Below are 17134 nucleotides of genomic sequence, written 5' to 3' on the forward strand. Positions count from 1 at the left end.
TCCTCCCCTGCAAGGGGAGGTGGCAGCCCGCAGGGCTGACGGAGGGGTGACACCGCCAGCGTCGACACCCCTCCGGCGCTTCGCGCCACCTCCCCTTGCAGGGGAGGATTGTGAATATAGACGACCAAGGAGAGAGACATGACCCTGCGCCTCTTGCAGCATCGCGGCGATGACGGTGCCCGGAGCGTGATCGTGGCGGACGACGCGGGTGCGTCGTTCGTGACCGGCGTCGACAGCGTACGCGCGCTGGCGGCGAAGGCGATCGCGGCGGGGACCGACCTCGCCGCGGCGATCGAGACGTGCGGGCGCGGCGATGCGGTGGATGTCGCCGCCGAGCTGGACGCGGGTCGCATCCTTTCGCCGATCGATCACGACGATGCGGCGCATCTGGTGATGACGGGCACCGGCCTGACCCATCTCGGGTCCGCCGAGGGGCGCGACAAGATGCACCGCGCGGCGTCAGAGGCGGCGGTGCAGACCGACTCGATGCGGATGTTCCTCGAAGGCGTCGAGGGTGGCAAGCCCGCCGCGGGCCAGGTCGGGCAGCAGCCGGAGTGGTTCTACAAGGGCGACGGCACCGGACTGGTCGGGCCGGGCGAGGCGCTGACGATGCCATCCTTCGCTCAGGATGGCGGCGAGGAGCCGGAGCTGGCGGGCATCTATCTGATCGGCGAGGACGGCACGCCGTTCCGCATCGGCCTGTGCCTCGCCAACGAGTTCAGCGATCATGTGACCGAGCGGCACAATTACCTGTGGCTGGCGCATTCGAAGCTGCGTCAGGCGGCGCTCGGCCCCGAACTGCTCGTCGGCACGCCGCCGCAGCATATCGAGGGCAGCAGCCGTATCGTTCGCGACGGTGCGACGCTCTGGGAGAAGCCGTTCCTGTCGGGCGAGGCGAACATGTCGCACAGCCTGTCGAATCTGGAGGCGCATCACTTCAAGTACGCGCTGTTCCGGCGGCCGGGCGACATTCACGTCCATTTCTTCGGCACCGCGACGTTGTCCTTCGCGGACGGCGTGACGACGCAGGAGGGCGACGTGTTCGAGATCGAGGCGGTGCCGTTCACGTTGCCGCTCCGCAATCCGCTGGCGCGTGCCGCGGAGCAGACGGTCAGCGTCCGGACGCTGTAACCCGCGTCGCGAACGTCGCCATGTCCGCCAGCACCGGCGCGCGGCGTCGGAAGGGGCGGGCGATGGCGGTCAACACCCCGGCATGGCCGATGCCGGGGTAGCGGACCCGCTCGACCGGGACGCCGGCGGCGGTGAGCTGCCGTGCCAGCGTATCGCTGTTCGACGGACGGACCAGCGTGTCGTCGTCGCCGGTGACGAGCAGCGCGGGCGGATCGCCCTCCGCGACATGCGCGCCGGGCTGGGTCGCCGGAAGGTCCGGCGTGTCGCCGAACGTGGCGCGCGTGACATCGCCGTCCAGCGGCAGGAAGTCATAGGGGCCGGCCAGACCGATCCAGCCGCGCACCGCCGCCCGGTCCCGACCCAGCCACCGCGGGTCGATCGCCAGCATCGTGGCATTGTACGCGCCCGCCGAATGGCCGGCGAGCACCAGTCGGTCCGGATCGCCGCCCAGCGCCGCGACATGGGCGCGGACCCAGCGCACCGCCGCCGCATTGTCCCGGAGGAAGGTTGGATAGCGGACATCCGGCACCAGCCGGTAGTCGGGCACGACCACGACGAACCCGCGCGCCGCCAACGCCCGCCCGACGAAGCCATAGCCCGCCTTCGTGCCCGAGTTCCACGATCCGCCATAGAAGAAGATCACTACCGGCAGCGGCGTCGCGGCTCCTGTCCGGCGGGGGGCATAGACGTCGAGCCGCTGGCGCGGTTCGCCGCCATAGGCGACGTTGCGCGCGACCATGGCGACGCCGCCGTCCTTGGGCATCATCGCGTCGAAGATGCGCACCGGCGCGCAGGCCGCCGCCAGCCCGCCGAGTATCGCGCCGACCCACGGCGTCCGTCCGATCCGCATCGCCCACCCTCCCATAACGTGATCGCCGCGCCACCGCCGGAACGCGGTTAGTATCCTGTTAACCGTGCAACACTAGGCAAGGAACGTTACGAACGAGGGGATTGCGTGGTTCATCGAACGATCCTGGCCCCGCTGGGCGTTGGATTCCTGTATTGGGCGGCGGCGGCGATGTCGCTGGCGCTCACGAACGGAGCCGATGGCGTCGCCACGATGTGGCCGGCGAGCGGGGTGCTGTTCGCCGCGCTGATCGTCCTTCCCGCGCGATATCGGTGGAGCTGCATCGGCTTTTCGGCGATCGGCAGCGTGCTGGCCAATGCGATGGCGGGCATGTCGATGGCCACCGTCATCGGCTTCACCGTCGCGAACATGGCGGAGGCGCTGGTCGCCACCGCGCTGCTGCGCCACTGGTGCCCGCACCGGCCGTCGTTCATCGTCCCGCGCGACGTCGTCGCGTTCACCGCATCGTCCGTCATCGCCGCATGGCTGAGCGCGACGATCGCGTGGCTGTCGGCCGGTCGGCCGGGCGATCTGTTCCTGCCGTCCTGGTTCGTCACCGTTACGCTCGGCATGCTGATCGTGACGCCGACCGCGCTGCTGCTGCTGGCGATGCGCGACCCGGATACGCGGGCGACGGTATGCCAGGGCTCGGCGGCGCAGACGATCGGCCTGTTGGGAATGGTGCTGGCGGTCAGTCTCGCGGTGTTCGCGCAAGGGGCCTATCCGCTGCTGTTCCTGCCGCTGGTGGTGCTGCTGGCGGCGACGTACGGGCTGGGGCCGCTGGGGGCGGCGGCGGGCGTGGCGATCATCGCGATCGTCGCGCCGTTGATGACCGGCATGGGCATGGGGCCGCTCGGCCTGATGCTCCACAGCCGCATCGAAATGTCGTTCTTCCTGCAATTCTATCTGATCGTGCTGTTCGCGACCGCCTTGCCGCTCGCGGCGCTGCTGGCCGCGCGCGATCGGCTGGGGCGGCAATGCGCCGACAGCGAGCGGCTGCACCGCCTGCTCGCGGATACGTCGAGCGACGTCATCGTCCGGTTCAGCAACGACGGAAATCCGGTCTATATCTCGCCGGCGGTCGAGCGTATTCTGGACCTGTCGCCGGCGGAGGTCATCGCCGCACCGACGATGGACCCGATCCATCCCGACGACCGGGAGATGGTTCGCAACAACTGGGTCCGGCTGCTCGCGGGCGATCCCGATGCCTGCCTCGTCGTGTATCGCCATCGACGTCGCGACGGCAGTTACGTCTGGCTGGAAGCGGCCTATCGCATCGTCGATGCCGCGCCCGGCACCCCGGCGCAGGTCGTCGCATCGATCCGCGACATCGACTCGCGGCACCGGGCGGAACTCGACGCGGCGCGAGCGGTGCAGCGATTGCAGGAAACCAATCGCCTGCTTGCGCTGGCGGAGCGGACGGCTGGCGTCGGCCACTGGCGGCTGGGCGCTGACGATGGTGCGCTGTTCTGGTCGCCCGAAGTGTTCCGGATCCACGGGATTGCGGACAACGAGATGCCGAACGCAGAGGACGCGATCCGCTTCTATCTGCCCGAGGAACGGGAGCGGGTCGCCGCGCTCGTGGGCCAATCGATGGCGATGCGCGTCGGGTTCGATCTGGAAAGCCGGATCATCCGCGCGGGTGGGGAAATGCGCCACGTCATCTCCCGCGGACAGCCGGAGTTCGGGCGCGACGGCGAGTTCATCGGCCTGTTCGGCATCTTTCAGGACGTGACCGCGCAGGTGGTCGCAGGCCGCGAGCTGGAAGCGGCCAAGCGCGCGGCCGAGGATGCGGCGGCGCACGCGCTGCGTCTGGTCGATACCGATGCGCTGACCGGCGTTGCCAGCCGGCGCAAGGCGATGGCGGCTCTGGACGAGGCCATCGTCGCCAGCCGGGCCGGCGGCAATCCGCTGGCCGTCGCGATCTTCGATATCGATCACTTCAAGGCGGTGAACGATCGCTACGGCCACGCCGCGGGCGACGCCGTGCTCCGCCGCGTCGCGCGTGCCGCCAGGGAGGCGGTGCGGCCGACCGATCTGGTCGGACGACTGGGGGGCGAAGAGTTTCTGGTGCTGCTGCCGGGCGCACCTGCCGCCAATGCGGTGGCGATCGCCGAGCAGTTGCGTACTGCCGTTGCGGCGAGCGGCGGCGGCGTCGACGTGGGACCGCGCGTGACCGTCAGCATCGGCGTCGCGCTGCTGGATGGCAACGCCACCGCCGCCAGCCTGCTCGGCGATGCGGATCGTGCCCTGTACCGGGCCAAGGCAGCCGGGCGCAACGCGGCGCGGCTGGCCGCCTGAGCCGGCGCCCGTCAGGCCGCAGGTTCAGGCGGCGATCAGGTCCACCACCTCCGCCGCGATCTCGGCCGGGGTGCGCAGCAGGCCGCCGGCCAGCGTCGGCACCGTCGCCCATCGGCCGAGCAGTCCCGCCGCCGCCATCGCCGCATAATTGGCGCGGACCCGCACCTGCAATCCGCCGTCCGCCTCGTACGCATCCAGCGCCTCGTCGGTGTAGCTGCGCTTGCGTTTGCGCAGGATCAGGCCGTGCGCGACATCGACGGGTGTATCGAGATAGACCGACAGGTCGGGCGCAGGCAGCGCGAACTGCCCCGTCTCCAGCGCCGCGATCCAGCGCATCAGCTCGTCGGCGTCGTCCGCCGCGCCCTGGGCCGCCTGATACGCCATGTTGGACGCTATGTAGCGGTCGAACACCACGACCCGGTGCGAGGCCGCGGCGGCCCGGATCGCTTCCGCCGACTCCAGCCGGTCGAGCGCGTACAGCACCGCCGCCGCTTTGGGCGAGGCGGCATGCGGCAACCGGTCGCCGAGCAACTCGCCCAGCACATGCCCGCCGATCGTCGCCGTATAGCGGGGGAACGACAGCACCGTCGCCGATCGGCTGGCGGCGTTCAGCTGCGCCGCCACCGCCGCTGCGGTCGTCGCCTTGCCCGCGCCGTCGCCGCCCTCGATCGCCAGCAGGAAACCGGTCACGCCTGCATCCGGGCGTGGTGGCGGATCACCTCGTCGATGATGAAGCGCAGGAACTTCTCGGTGAACTCCGGATCCAGCTCCGCCTCTTCGGCCAGATGCCGCAGTCGCGCGACCTGACGCTCCTCGCGGCCGGGATCGGCGGGGGGCATGCCCGTCGTCGCCTTGTAGCGGCCGACCGCCTGCGTCACCTTGAACCGCTCGGCGAGCAGGTGGACCAGCGCCGCATCGATGTTGTCGATCGACTTCCGGTACCCCTGCAACACGTCGTCCGCCATCGAAATGCTCCCTGTTTCGCGTTCAATGCTGTGTCATGGATCGTATCACAAGCCTACCAAGGCTTGCGTCGCGGGGTGGTTGCCGTAGAGGGTGCCGATCCGATGACCGCCACGATCCACCGCCTCGGTTCGCGACCGCAGCCTTCGCTCGACCCGATGGTCCGTCTGGTCACCGGCGATATGAACAGCGTGAACGCCGTGATCCTCGACCGCATGCAGTCGGAGATTCCGCTGATCCCCGAACTCGCCGGCCACCTGATCGCGGGCGGCGGCAAGCGGATGCGGCCGATGCTGACGCTCGCGAGTGCGCGGCTGATTGGCTATACCGGCAACCGCCACCACCGGCTGGCGGCGGCGGTGGAATTCATCCACACGGCGACGCTGCTGCACGACGACGTGGTCGACGGATCCGATCTGCGCCGGGGCAAGCGCACCGCCAACATCATCTGGGGCAACCCCGCCAGCGTGCTGGTCGGGGATTTCCTGTTCAGCCGGTCGTTCGAGCTGATGGTCGAGGATGGCAGCCTGAAGGTGCTGAAGATCCTGTCCAACGCCAGCGCGGTGATCGCGGAGGGAGAGGTCAACCAGTTGACCGCCGCCCGCCGCATCGATCTGGGCGAGGACCGGTATCTCGATATCATCGGTGCGAAGACTGCGGCCCTGTTCGCCGCCGCCTGCCGCATCTCCGCCGTGGTCGCCGAGCGATCGGAGCGCGACGAAGCCGCGCTGGACGCCTATGGGCGCAATCTCGGGATCGCGTTCCAGCTGGTCGACGATGCGATCGACTATGTCTCCGACGCCGGCACGATGGGCAAGGATGCGGGCGACGACTTCCGCGAGGGAAAGATGACATTGCCGGTCATCCTCGCGCATGCCCGCGGCGATGCCGAGGACCGCAAGTTCTGGAAGGACGCGATCGAGGGCCGCCGCGATTCGGACGAGGATTTCGCCCATGCGGTCGATCTCGTCCGCCGCACCCGCGCCGTCGACGATACGATCGCCCGCGCGCGCCATTACGGTCGGCGCGCGATCGATGCGATCGCCGGCTTTGCAGACGGCGTGGCGAAGGACGCGATGATCGAGGCGGTCGAATTCGCGGTGGCGCGGGCGTACTGAGCCGGGTCGATCCGGCGCGGACGATGTCCCCGCCGGGGAACGACGGCTCTTACCGCCCGAACAATCCCCCGAGGCCGCCGGCCAGTCCGCCGAGGCCGTCCATCTTCTGCAGCATCTCCTCGCCGCCGATCTGCTCCAGCAGGGCGCGAAGCGGTTCGATCGGCAGGCCGGAGGAGTCCGCGGCCTGCGCCGCCGTATCGCCGGGCTGGGCCTGCGCCACGCCGAGTGCGGCCAGCGCCGCGCCGACCTGCTCCGGCGTCAGGCCGACCCGTGCCGCCAGCGATTCCGCGTCGAAGCCGCCGGGGATCTGCCCCATAATGCCGTCCAAAATACCCATCGTGCGTGCTCCTGATCCAGATTACGATCCATGCGGTGCACCCTCAGCGATTGCAATCGCGACCTCGCCGCGTCGGTCCGGCCCTGTCCTCTTCGGCCCCGGCTGTGGCATGGGGCGGAGATGATCCGGCACCTTCCATTCCCCTACGACCGCGACCCGGTGAAGAGCACATGACCGACCGGCTGCCGATCGAATCTGTGTTGCCGGACCTGCTCGCCGCGTTGCGCGCCGGGCCGAACGCCGTGCTGGTCGCGCCGCCGGGGGCAGGCAAGACGACCGCCGTCGCGCCCGCGCTGCTGGCGGAGGACTGGTGCGACGGCGAGGTGCTGCTGCTGTCGCCGCGCCGGCTGGCGGCACGCGCGGCGGCGGAGCGGATGTCGGCGCTGGCGGAGGAGCCGGTCGGGAGGACCTTCGGCTATGCGACGCGGCTCGACAGCAAGCGCTCCGCCGCAACGCGCGTCACCGTAGTGACGGAGGGCATCTTCGTCGCGCGCATACAGTCCGATCCGGAGCTTGCCGGGATTTCGGCGGTGCTGTTCGACGAGGTGCACGAGCGCAGCCTCGACGGCGATTTCGGGCTGGCGCTTGCGCTGGATGCGCAGGCGGGGTTGCGGCCCGACCTGCGGCTGGTGGCGATGTCCGCGACGCTGGACGGCGCGCGGTTCGCGGCGTTGATGGGTGTCGATGGCAAGCCGGCGCCCGTGATCGAGAGCGAGGGGCGGAGCCATCCGCTGACGCTCCGCTATCTCGGTCGCGATGGTGCGAGGCGGATCGAGGACGAGGTCGCCGCGGCGATCCGCCATGCGGTGGCGACGGACGAGGGCGGGGTGCTCGCCTTCCTGCCCGGCGTCGCGGAGATCGAGCGGGTGGCGGAGCGGCTCGACCGCTTGCCCGCCGGCGCGGTGCTGTATCGGCTGCACGGGAGCCTCGATCCGGCGGAACAGCGGGCGGCGATCCGGCCGTCGTCGGAGCGGAAGGTGGTGCTGGCGACCTCGATCGCGGAAACCAGCCTGACACTGGACGGCATCCGCATCGTCGTCGATTCCGGGCTGGCGCGGCGACCGCGATACGACCGTGCCGCGGGAATGACGCGGCTGGTCACCGAACGCGCGAGCCAGGCGGCGGCGACACAGCGGGCCGGGCGGGCGGCGCGGCAGGGGCCGGGCGTGGCGTATCGCCTGTGGGAGGAGGCGGCGACGGCTGGACTGCCGCGCTTCGATCCGCCGGAAATCGTGGAGGCGGATCTGTCGGCGCTGTTGCTGGCGACGGCGATCTGGGGCCTCGCCGATCCGCGGGCGCTGGCGTGGCTCGATCCGCCGCCCGAAGCGGCGGTGGCGGAAGCGCGGGCACGGCTGACGCTGCTGGAGGCACTGGACGAGGACGCGCGGCCGACGCCGCACGGTCGCGCGATCGCGGCGATGCCGATGCCGCCGCGGCTGGCGCACATGCTGGTCCGGGCGGGAGAGCGCGGGCTGGCGGAGGTCGCCGCGGAGGTCGCGGTGTTGCTGTCGGAGCGGGGGCTGGGCGGGAACGACTCCGATCTGGAGTTACGGCGGAGACGCTGGCGGACAGAACGTGGAGCGAAGGCGGAGGCTTCGCGCAAGCTGGCGGTGCGGTGGGCCAGGCTGGGTCCATCCCTGAAGAGGACGGAAGAGCGTTCTCCGGCCGAGGACATCGCTACCTGCATCGCGCTGGCGTTTCCGGATCGGGTGGCGCGGCGGCGGGATGCCTCGGGGGAGATGTGGGCGTCCGCGGGTGGGCGCGGTTTCCGGCTCGATCCGACGTCTTCGCTCGCTTCGGCGGAGTGGCTGGCGGTGGCGGACACGCAAGGCGCGGCGTCCGGTGCGCGCATCCTGGCGGCGGCGGCGATCGACCTGCCCACGATCGAGCGGCTGTTCGCGGACCGGATCGAGCGGCGGCGGACGGTGACGTTCGATCCGGCGACGGGCGGCGTGCAGGCGGTCCACGAGCGGCGGCTGGGCAGCCTGCGCCTGCAATCCGGGCCGGACGCGAATGCCGATCCGGCGGCGATCGCGGCGGCGTTGCTGGAGGGGGTGCGGACGCATGGGCTGGCGCTGCTGCCGTGGAGCCGCGCGGCGGAGGCGCTGCGGCGGCGGGCGGACTATGCCGGGCTGGCGCTGGGCGATGCGGAACTGCTCGACCGCGCGGAGGAGTGGCTGGTGCCGCTGCTGACGAGCAGGCGACGGCTGGATGCGATCCCGCCGGGGGACCTGACCGACGCGCTGCGCGGGCTGATCGGGTGGGACGACCTGAAGCGGCTCGACCGGCTTGCCCCCGCCGACTTCACCACCCCGGCGGGCAGCACGCATGCGATCGACTATGCGGCGGAGGGCGGGCCGCGCGTCGAGCTGCGTCCGCAGGCGCTGTTCGGACTGGCCGAGCATCCGGTGATCGGCGAGGCGCGGGTGCCGCTGGTGCTGTCGCTGACCTCCCCCGCGGGGCGTCCGATCCAGACGACGCGCGACCTGCCGGGCTTCTGGGCGGGCAGTTGGGCCGATGTCGCGCGGGAGATGCGCGGACGTTATCCGCGGCATCCGTGGCCCGACGATCCGGCGGCGGCGAGCGCGACGCTGCGGACGAAAAATGCGGATGCACGGCGCGCGCGATCCGGCTAGGGGAGGCATATGGCTATTGCTCGCATATTCCAGCGCCCCAAGAACGCGATGCAGTCCGGCAAGGCGCGCACCGACCTCTGGCAGCTCGAATTCGAGCCGTCCGAGGCGAAGCATCCCGATCCCCTGACCGGCTGGGCCGGCAGCGGCGATACGCGCGAACAGCTTCGTCTGTTCTTCCCGAACGCCGAGGCCGCCGTCGCGTGGTGCGAGCGGGAGGGGCACGAGTCGGTGGTGGTCCCCGCACCGCAGAAGACGCTGAAATTGCAGGCCTATGCGGATAATTTCCGCTGATTCGCCGACGCCGTCGAAGTCGGAAGGTCAGGCCGTGGTTAGCTCTGCGCGGTGCTTGCAGCGCTGATATACCGGCCGGACCTAGGCCGGCGTCCTGCTGCCGCCGATGCTGTGAGCGTCGAAGGCTTCGTCGGGGTGGAGCGGTGATTTCAGGCTTAGCTTCCGCGCAGCCGACATCCTTCACATCGTCGCAACGTCCAGCACCAGCAGGATTTTCGCGTCGATCCCCAGTCCCTCCGATCGCTTCAGGCGGATGAAAGCGGGCACCTCCTCGACCGGGACCAGATGGACGGTGATGTCCTCCTCCGCATCGCCGCCGCCGTCGCTAACGCGGGTCAGGCCAGTGGCGCGGACGATCGTGAAACATTCCGACGTCATGCCGGGCGACGAATAGAACAGGCCCATGTTTTCGACATGGTCGGCGCGGAAGCCGGTTTCCTCTTCCAGTTCGCGGCGCGCACCAGTGGCAATCGACTCGCCGGCGTCCTCGTCGCCCACCAGCCCGGCGGGCAGTTCGATCGTGCGCTTACCGAGCGGGATGCGATGTTGTTCGACCAGCACCAGCCGGTTCTCGCCATCGACGGCGACGATCACCGCCGCGGCGATCTGGCCCTTGCGCTCGGCATATTCCCACGTTCCTTCCGTCACGACGGTGAGGAAGCGGCCTTCCCAGACGATGGTCTTCATAATTCTATCAACCGATCCGGTAGCTCGTTGGTATCATCGTCCGAGCGGGGAAAATGTTCGGCGAGGATGGCCCCGATCGCCGTCACGGCGTCGGCCATGCCGTCGGCGGGACGGCCGTCCTTCACCGCCGCGATCAGCGCCGCCATCGCCTCGCCCCAGCGTTCGGGCGCAACGCGGCCGTGGATAGCGGCGTCGGCGACGATCTCCGCCCGGTGTTCCGCCAGCGACAAATAGAGCAGCACACCCGTCCGCCCGCGCGTGCGCCGCTCGGCGGCGGCGTGAAACAGCGTTGTCGCCCGTGCCCGCACCCGCCGCGCCTTGGTCGCGCCGGGCGTCAGCGCCATGCGCAGCGCGGGCAGCGCAAAGACGTAGCGGCCGATCAGGAACGCCGCTGTTACCACCACCAGCGCGATCGTGTAGAGCGCGGCGGGCGTCGCCGGCCCGCTCCACGGATCGGCGACCAGCGCGTGCAGCCAGTCGGACAGGCCCGGTACGCTCGCCAGCAAGGCGAGCGCGAGCAGCATCGTCAGCACCGCCCAGTGCAGGCCGACGTCGTGATACGCGTCCGACCGGCGCGCGACGATCGTGACGATCTCGCCGTCGGTCTGCGCTTCCGCCACGGTCACCGCCTCGGTGACGCGGATGCGATCCGCTTCGCTCAACTGCATCACCAATCCCCCGAAGCGCCGCCGCCGCTGAAGCCGCCACCACCGCCGCCGGTGAAGCCCCCCCCGCCCCAACCGCCGCCGCCTCCGGACGAGCCGCCGCCACCCCAGCCGCCGCTGTTCTGGCTGGATCGGCCGATCTCGTTCGCGATGGACCACAGGACGATCGGCAGCGCGCCGCCATCGTTGCTGAAGCGCCGGCCGCGGCCGTGTCTACGGCCGAAGATCGCGGGCAGGATGACAAAGCCGAGCACGACCAGCCAGAAGATCAGCCCGATCGGGATGCCGCCGCCGCTGCTCCGGCGCTGCCTCTTGTGCGTGCGATCGAACTCCTTGATCGCCGCGTCGGTGCGCGCCTCCGCCTCCTCGGGCGAAGCGCGCAGTTGCTTGTCGATCGCATCGACGCCCGCGATCATCGCCGAGTTGATGTCATCTCCCGCGCGCAATTTGGGCATCATCTGCTGCTGGATCATGACGCTGCCGAACGCGTCGGTCAGGATCGGCTCCAGCCCGGTGCCGACTTCCAGTCGCGGACCGCGCTGACCGCCGGGGTTGTTCGGCGCGGCGAACAGCACTGCGCCATTGTTGACGTCACGCAGGCCGACGCCCCAGTTGCGGCCGAGCCGATACCCGTATTCGTCGAGTGGGTACCCCTGCGTATCGGACACCGTCGCGACCACGACCTGCCGTTTGGTGTCCTTCTGCAACGCCTCCAGCTTCGTCGTCAGCACTGCCTCCGTCTCCGGAGACAGTACATCGGCGGCGTCCACCACATAGCCGGTGAATTTCGGAAAGGTCTGCGCCTGCACGGCCCCTGCCGTCATCAGCAGGAGCAGCGCGGCGATCCAGCGCATCATGACGCTCGGCTGGCCCGGTTAACTGGCGTTGCCGAAGTTCACCGCCGGCGCCTGCTCCGCGCCGGGCGTCGCGGCGAATGGCGTCAGCGGCTTGGCCCCGTAGAAGATGCGCGCGCCGACCGCGTCGGGGAAGGTGCGGATGCGGGTGTTATACGCCTGAACCGCCTGATTATAGTCGGTACGGGCGATTGTGATGCGGTTCTCCGTTCCTTCCAGCTGGCTCATCAGGGTGGTGTAGTTGCCCTGGGACTTCAGCTCCGGATACGCCTCCTGAAGACGCTGCAACGACAGCGTCAGCCCGGCCTGCGCCTGCTGGTACGCCTGAACCTTGGCCGGGTCGGTCAGCTGGTCCGGCGCGACGCGGATCTGGCTGGCGGAGGCGCGCGCCTGCGTCACCTGGGTCAGGATGTCCTTCTCCTGCGCACCCGCGGCACGGACGGTCGAGACGAGGTTGGGGATCAGGTCGGCGCGACGCTGATACTGGTTCTGCACATCGGCCCAGCGCGCCTTCGCATTCTCCTCCGCGGTCGGCACCGAGTTGATGCCGCACCCGGCCAGCAGGGCCGAAGCGCCGATGAGAGCGGTGATCGAACGACGGGACATGCGTGAAGCTCCTGCTGTCTGTCCTATCGATATAGGACACTCGCGCCGCTTGGCGAAGGGGAAAACGGCGGCTACCCTCCCGCAAGGACCAACGACGGCAAAAGGGGGCGATGATGCTCAAGGAATTCAAGGGGTTCATCGCGCGTGGCAACGTGCTGGACCTGGCCGTCGCGGTCATCATCGGCGCGGCGTTCGGCAAGATCGTGACCTCGCTGACCGAGGATGTGCTGATGCCGATCATCGGCAAGCTGTTCGGCGGGCTGGATTTCTCCAGCTACTTCCTGACGATGGGGCCGGTGCCGGCAGCGTTGCAGGGGTCGAGCGACTATGCCGCGCTGAAGAAGGCGGGCGTGCCGCTGCTCGGCTATGGCGAATTCGTGACGCAGGCGGTCAATTTCATCATCGTCGCCTTCATCATCTTCCTGATCGTGCGTTCGGTCAGCAAGCTGTTGCCGAAGCCGGAGGCACCGACGACGGCGGAGCCGGCGGATGTGACGCTGCTGCGCGAGATCCGGGATGAGTTGAAGGCGCGCCCGCGGGTTTGATGTGCTTCCGGCCCCCTTCCCACCGGGGAGGGGAGCTTCAACAAGGAAGGACTATGCCGCGACCAGATCCTCGGTGGTCGCGTCCGCCAGACTGGTACCGTCAAGGATGCGCGCCGTCTCGTCCCGCACGCGCATCATCGCGTGGCGGATCGCGCAGGCGGCTTCGTCGGCGCAATCGGAGCACCGGCGATAGGCGGTGCGGCTGACGCAGGGAACGAGCGCGAGCGGCCCCTCGATCACGCGGATGATGTCGCCGAGCGAGATCAGGTGCGCCGGCCGCGACAGGCAATATCCGCCCAGCTTGCCGCGGTGGCTGTGCACCAGCCCGGCATCGCGCAGGTCGGCGAAGATCAGTTCCAGGAACTTGCGCGGCACGTTCGCCTCCGCCGCGATCCGCGTCATCGGGATGGGCGGGCTCTTGGCCGGTGCCCGCGCCAGAAACAGCATGGCGCGCAAGGCGTAACGGGAACGCTGGGTCAACATGATGGGGCCGCTATGGACCGGCATTGTGGCGAGCGAAAGGCCCCGAACCGCCCGCGCGAAAGACGTTGCGTGGATGCGCGCGACTACCTACATCCACCGATGCCGGGTTTACCCGGCTATGGCGATAAAAGGCGGCGCGCAATAGATGCAGCGGACCCGGGGGCGGTACCCGGCGGCTCCACCATTTGCGCCGGCCTGCGGCCCGTTTCGGCGGGCGGCTGGACGGCGCAACTGACGGGGCCGAACTAGGATCGACGTGTGTTGAAAAACGCTGCTCTTCGCTCGGAATGGGACCACCGCAACGGCCCATTACACAAGTGCCAACGATAACGAAGCACTCGCGATTGCGGCGTAACTGAGGGCCTCACGGCCTAAGGTTACTCCAAAATAGCGCGGTTGGACCCCACCGGGCAACAGAAGGGGAATCCAGCGGTACGGGGAGCACCGGGCAACAGAAGCTCCCCACTTTCGCGGCCTGCCACTCGCCTTCGACCGCTGCGGATCGGATGATGCCGCGTTGAAGCGTGGCTCATCGTGCGTGGCGGGCATGTGCTGGTGCTGCTGCGAGCGGCAGCCCTTTGGATCGTGTCCGGCCATCTGGCTGGACTGCCCGACAGGCGGATATCAGCCCGATGATGCGAAGATGCAGTAGGCGAGTACCGGAACGCCGATCAGCAGGATCATCAGCAGCAGGTTGAGATCGATCAGGCGTTCCAGCCCGGTGTGTGGTGCCGGTCGGGAGGGAGAGGGCGGTGCCCCGGTGGCATCCTCGACGGTCAGGCTGAAGCGGTGGGAGAAGAAGCTTTTGGGCTTCATGACCAGCATCGGATGCGCCGGTTCGTCCGCGCTGCGAGGGGCAATAGGCTCCGATCAGCGATCATTCGCCGGGGTATCGACGTCAGACATCGTGCGAGATCCGCATATTCGAGGGACATGGACGCGGCGAGCGCATCCATAAAGGTCAGGTCGAATACATCCCGAACCCGGTCGGCGTGCCGCCGGATCCGGGCTACAGGCGCGCGGCGAGTTGGCCGGCGTGGTCGCGAAACCGCTGATATGTCGCGAAAGCGGACATGGATGTAAGATGACAATGATGTCATGTTCCGTCAAGTCCGAGGCATAAAGAAAGCCGGTACAGTTGGTTGGCAGGCCGACGATACGCCCGCACGGCACGCTAACAAAAAAGGGGCCCGGTTGCCCGAGCCCCTTTTCATCATCCGGGGATGAGGATCAGTCGCGATCACCGGTCAGGAAGGCCGGCGCGAACTCGGGCGCGGGGCCACGATCGTCATTGGCATCGTTGCCGCCGGTGCGGGGCGCGCGGTCGCCGCCGCCGTCGCCACGGGGACCACGATCGCCGCGGTCGCGACGTGGGCCGCCACGGCCGCCACCCTCGCCGCCGCCACGCGGGCCACGGTCGCCGCCACGTCCACCGTCGCGGTCGCCACCGCCGCTGCGCGGGCCGCGCGAACCACGATCGCCGCCTTCACGGGGCTCACGGGCCGGACGGGTGTCCTCCAGTTCTGCGCCGGTTTCCTGATCGACGACGCGCATCGACAGGCGGACCTTGCCGCGCGGATCGATCTCGAGGACCTTGACCTTCACGTCCTGCCCCTCGGACAGGACGTCGGCGACCTTCTCGACGCGCTCGTTCTTGATTTCGGAGACGTGGACGAGACCGTCCTTGCCGCCCATGAAGTTCACGAACGCTCCGAAATCGACGAGGTTGACGACCTTGCCGTCGTAGATCTTGCCGACCTCGGCCTCTTCGACCAGGCCCTTGATCCACTTGATCGCGGCTTCGATCTGCGCCGGATCGGACGACGACACCTTGATGACGCCCTCGTCGTCGATGTCGACCTTCGCGCCGGTGGTGGCGACGATCTCGCGGATCACCTTGCCGCCGGTGCCGATCACTTCGCGGATCTTCGACTTGTCGATCGTGAAGCTCTCGATGCGCGGTGCGTGCGCCGACAGTTCCGAACGGGTCGAATCGAGCGCCTTCGCCATCTCGCCCAGGATGTGGGCACGGCCCTCGTGCGCCTGCGCCAGCGCGACCTTCATGATCTCCTCGGTGATACCGGCGATCTTGATGTCCATCTGGAGCGACGTGATGCCCTCCGACGTGCCGGCCACCTTGAAGTCCATGTCGCCGAGGTGATCCTCGTCGCCCAGGATGTCGGACAGGACGGCGAAATCCTTGCCCTCCAGGATCAGGCCCATCGCAATGCCCGACACCGGGCGCTTCAGCGGCACGCCGGCATCCATCATCGACAGCGAACCGCCGCACACCGTCGCCATCGACGACGAGCCGTTCGACTCGGTGATGTCGGACAGGACGCGAATCGTGTACGGGAACTCCTCCTTCGTCGGCAGCACCGGGTGCAGCGCTCGCCACGCCAGCTTGCCGTGGCCGACTTCGCGACGGCCCGGCGCGCCGAAGCGGCCGACTTCACCGACCGAATAAGGCGGGAAGTTGTAGTGGAGCATGAAGTGCTCGTAGTTCAGCCCGTTCAGGCCGTCGATCATCTGCTCCGCATCGCGGGTGCCCAGCGTCGTGGTGCAGATCGACTGCGTCTCGCCGCGGGTGAACAACGCCGAACCGTGCGCGCGCGGCAGGAAGTGCACCATCGCCTCGATCGGACGGATCTGCGTGGTGGTGCGACCGTCGATCCGCACGCCGTCCTTCAGGATGGCGCCGCGGACGATATCCGCCTCCAGCTTCTTCACCAGCTTCAGCGACGCGAGATACTCGGCCGGGTTCTCGTGCTTCAGACCCTCCAGCTCGGTGCGCGCCTTGGCGCGGGCGTCGTTGATCGCGGTCTGGCGCGCCTGCTTGTCGCGCAGCTTGTACGCGGCGGTCAGGTCGTTGCCGATGATCGCCTTCAGCTTGGCCTTGACGGCCTTCGCGTCGACGCCGGCCTTCAGCTCCCACGGCTCCTTGGCGGCCTGCTCGGCGAGATCGATGATCGCGTCGATCACCTGCTGCGACGCCTTGTGCGCGAACATCACCGCGCCCAGCATGACCTCTTCCGACAGCTCCTTGGCTTCGGATTCTACCATCATCACCGCGTCGTGCGTGGCGGCGACGACGAGGTCGAGCTCGCCCGACTTCACCTGATCGATCGTCGGGTTCAGCACGTACTCGCCCTCGACATAGCCGACGCGCGCCGCACCGATCGGGCCCATGAAGGGTACGCCGGAGATCGTCAGCGCCGCCGACGCCGCGACCATCGCGAGGATGTCCGGCTCGTTCTCGCCGTCATAGCTGAGAACCTGACAGATCACGTTGATCTCGTTCAGGAACTCTTCCGGGAAAAGCGGGCGGATCGGACGATCGATCAGGCGGCTGGTCAGCGTTTCCTTTTCGGTCGCGCCACGCTCACGCTTGAAGAAGCCGCCGGGGATACGACCCGCGGCCGAATACTTCTCCTGATAATGGACGGTCAGCGGGAAGAAATCCTGCCCCTCCTTCACCGACTTGGCGGCGGTCACCGCGCACAGCACGACGGTTTCGCCGAGCGTCGCGAGCACGGCGCCATCGGCCTGGCGGGCGACACGGCCCGTCTCCAGCGTCAGCGTCTTGCCGCCCCATTGGGTGGTTACGGTCTTGGTATCGAACATATCGTTTCCTTCACTCCCGGCGCCAGATGCGACGGGGGCCTATGTG

Annotated in this window: 17 protein-coding genes and 1 other RNA gene; 7 read left to right on the top strand and 11 right to left on the bottom strand. The window is 68.7% G+C overall.

Features of this window, described 5'->3' with window-relative positions; genetic code table 11:
• Positions 1-138 precede the first annotated feature (138 nt).
• Complete coding sequence (gene araD1, locus ASG07_RS01750) at positions 139-1131, top strand: AraD1 family protein (protein WP_055841314.1); 993 nt, start codon at positions 139-141, stop codon at positions 1129-1131.
• Here araD1 and ASG07_RS01755 read toward each other — a convergent pair.
• Entirely contained in the window at positions 1112-1981 is an 870-nt protein-coding gene (locus ASG07_RS01755) for an alpha/beta hydrolase (protein WP_055841317.1), read from the bottom strand. The genes araD1 and ASG07_RS01755 overlap by 20 nt on opposite strands.
• Positions 1982-2086: 105 nt before the next feature.
• Here ASG07_RS01755 and ASG07_RS01760 point away from each other — a divergent pair, with 105 nt between their 5' ends.
• On the top strand, positions 2087-4279 hold the full coding sequence (locus tag ASG07_RS01760; RefSeq protein ID WP_055841319.1) for a diguanylate cyclase: 2193 nt from the start codon (positions 2087-2089) through the stop codon (positions 4277-4279).
• 24 nt (positions 4280-4303) lie between these two features.
• Here ASG07_RS01760 and ASG07_RS01765 read toward each other — a convergent pair whose 3' ends face one another.
• Positions 4304-4969: an AAA family ATPase gene (locus ASG07_RS01765; protein WP_055841321.1), complete on the bottom strand. Its 666-nt coding sequence runs from the start codon at positions 4967-4969 to the stop codon at positions 4304-4306.
• On the bottom strand, positions 4966-5244 hold the full coding sequence (locus tag ASG07_RS01770; RefSeq protein ID WP_055841324.1) for a chorismate mutase: 279 nt from the start codon (positions 5242-5244) through the stop codon (positions 4966-4968). The genes ASG07_RS01765 and ASG07_RS01770 overlap by 4 nt, the downstream gene beginning before the upstream one ends.
• 102 nt (positions 5245-5346) lie before the next feature.
• Here ASG07_RS01770 and ASG07_RS01775 point away from each other — a divergent pair, with 102 nt between their 5' ends.
• Positions 5347-6360, top strand: a complete 1014-nt coding sequence (locus ASG07_RS01775; RefSeq protein ID WP_055841325.1) for a polyprenyl synthetase family protein — start codon at positions 5347-5349, stop codon at positions 6358-6360.
• Positions 6361-6409: 49 nt separating this feature from the next.
• On the opposite strand, the gene ASG07_RS01780 is transcribed toward ASG07_RS01775, so the two are convergent.
• Positions 6410-6697, bottom strand: a complete 288-nt coding sequence (locus tag ASG07_RS01780; protein ID WP_082474422.1) for a hypothetical protein — start codon at positions 6695-6697, stop codon at positions 6410-6412.
• Between the two features lie 170 nt (positions 6698-6867).
• Here ASG07_RS01780 and hrpB point away from each other — a divergent pair, with 170 nt between their 5' ends.
• Together hrpB and ASG07_RS01790 are read left to right on the top strand one after the other, a co-directional pair.
• Positions 6868-9333, top strand: coding sequence for an ATP-dependent helicase HrpB (gene hrpB / locus ASG07_RS01785; RefSeq protein ID WP_055841331.1), 2466 nt, complete (start codon positions 6868-6870; stop codon positions 9331-9333).
• A 9-nt stretch (positions 9334-9342) separates the two neighbouring features.
• Positions 9343-9624, top strand: coding sequence for an ETC complex I subunit (locus tag ASG07_RS01790; RefSeq protein ID WP_055841334.1), 282 nt, complete (start codon positions 9343-9345; stop codon positions 9622-9624).
• Between the two features lie 180 nt (positions 9625-9804).
• On the opposite strand, the gene ASG07_RS01795 is transcribed toward ASG07_RS01790, so the two are convergent.
• From ASG07_RS01795 to ASG07_RS01810, 4 genes are read right to left on the bottom strand one after another with little or no spacing between them, the layout of a single operon-like run.
• Entirely contained in the window at positions 9805-10314 is a 510-nt protein-coding gene (locus ASG07_RS01795) for an NUDIX hydrolase (protein WP_443024585.1), read from the bottom strand.
• Entirely contained in the window at positions 10308-10979 is a 672-nt protein-coding gene (locus ASG07_RS01800) for a TPM domain-containing protein (protein WP_082474423.1), read from the bottom strand. Before ASG07_RS01800 ends, ASG07_RS01795 begins: the two co-directional genes overlap by 7 nt.
• Positions 10979-11833 carry a TPM domain-containing protein gene (locus tag ASG07_RS01805; RefSeq protein ID WP_055841344.1) on the bottom strand — a complete coding sequence of 285 codons (855 nt, stop codon included), beginning with the start codon at positions 11831-11833 and terminating at the stop codon, positions 10979-10981. The genes ASG07_RS01800 and ASG07_RS01805 overlap by 1 nt, the downstream gene beginning before the upstream one ends.
• An 18-nt stretch (positions 11834-11851) precedes the next feature.
• Entirely contained in the window at positions 11852-12436 is a 585-nt protein-coding gene (locus ASG07_RS01810) for a LemA family protein (RefSeq protein WP_055841347.1), read from the bottom strand.
• Between the two features lie 113 nt (positions 12437-12549).
• Between ASG07_RS01810 and mscL the strand changes: the two genes are divergently transcribed.
• Positions 12550-12981: a large conductance mechanosensitive channel protein MscL gene (gene mscL / locus ASG07_RS01815; protein WP_055842837.1), complete on the top strand. Its 432-nt coding sequence runs from the start codon at positions 12550-12552 to the stop codon at positions 12979-12981.
• Positions 12982-13032: 51 nt separating this feature from the next.
• Here mscL and ASG07_RS01820 read toward each other — a convergent pair whose 3' ends face one another.
• A complete protein-coding gene (locus tag ASG07_RS01820) occupies positions 13033-13464 on the bottom strand; it encodes an RrF2 family transcriptional regulator (RefSeq protein ID WP_055842841.1) in 432 nt (143 codons plus the stop codon).
• Positions 13465-13525: 61 nt separating this feature from the next.
• Between ASG07_RS01820 and ssrA the strand changes: the two genes are divergently transcribed.
• Positions 13526-13893: a transfer-messenger RNA gene (gene ssrA / locus ASG07_RS16775) on the top strand.
• Between the two features lie 195 nt (positions 13894-14088).
• Here ssrA and ASG07_RS01825 read toward each other — a convergent pair.
• Entirely contained in the window at positions 14089-14280 is a 192-nt protein-coding gene (locus ASG07_RS01825) for a hypothetical protein (protein ID WP_168377292.1), read from the bottom strand.
• 414 nt (positions 14281-14694) lie between these two features.
• Positions 14695-17088, bottom strand: a complete 2394-nt coding sequence (gene pnp / locus ASG07_RS01830) for a polyribonucleotide nucleotidyltransferase (RefSeq protein ID WP_055841350.1) — start codon at positions 17086-17088, stop codon at positions 14695-14697.
• Between the last annotated feature and the right edge of the window lie 46 nt (positions 17089-17134).

The organism is Sphingomonas sp. Leaf343, assembly GCF_001423765.1.
Classification (GTDB): Bacteria; Pseudomonadota; Alphaproteobacteria; order Sphingomonadales; family Sphingomonadaceae; genus Sphingomonas.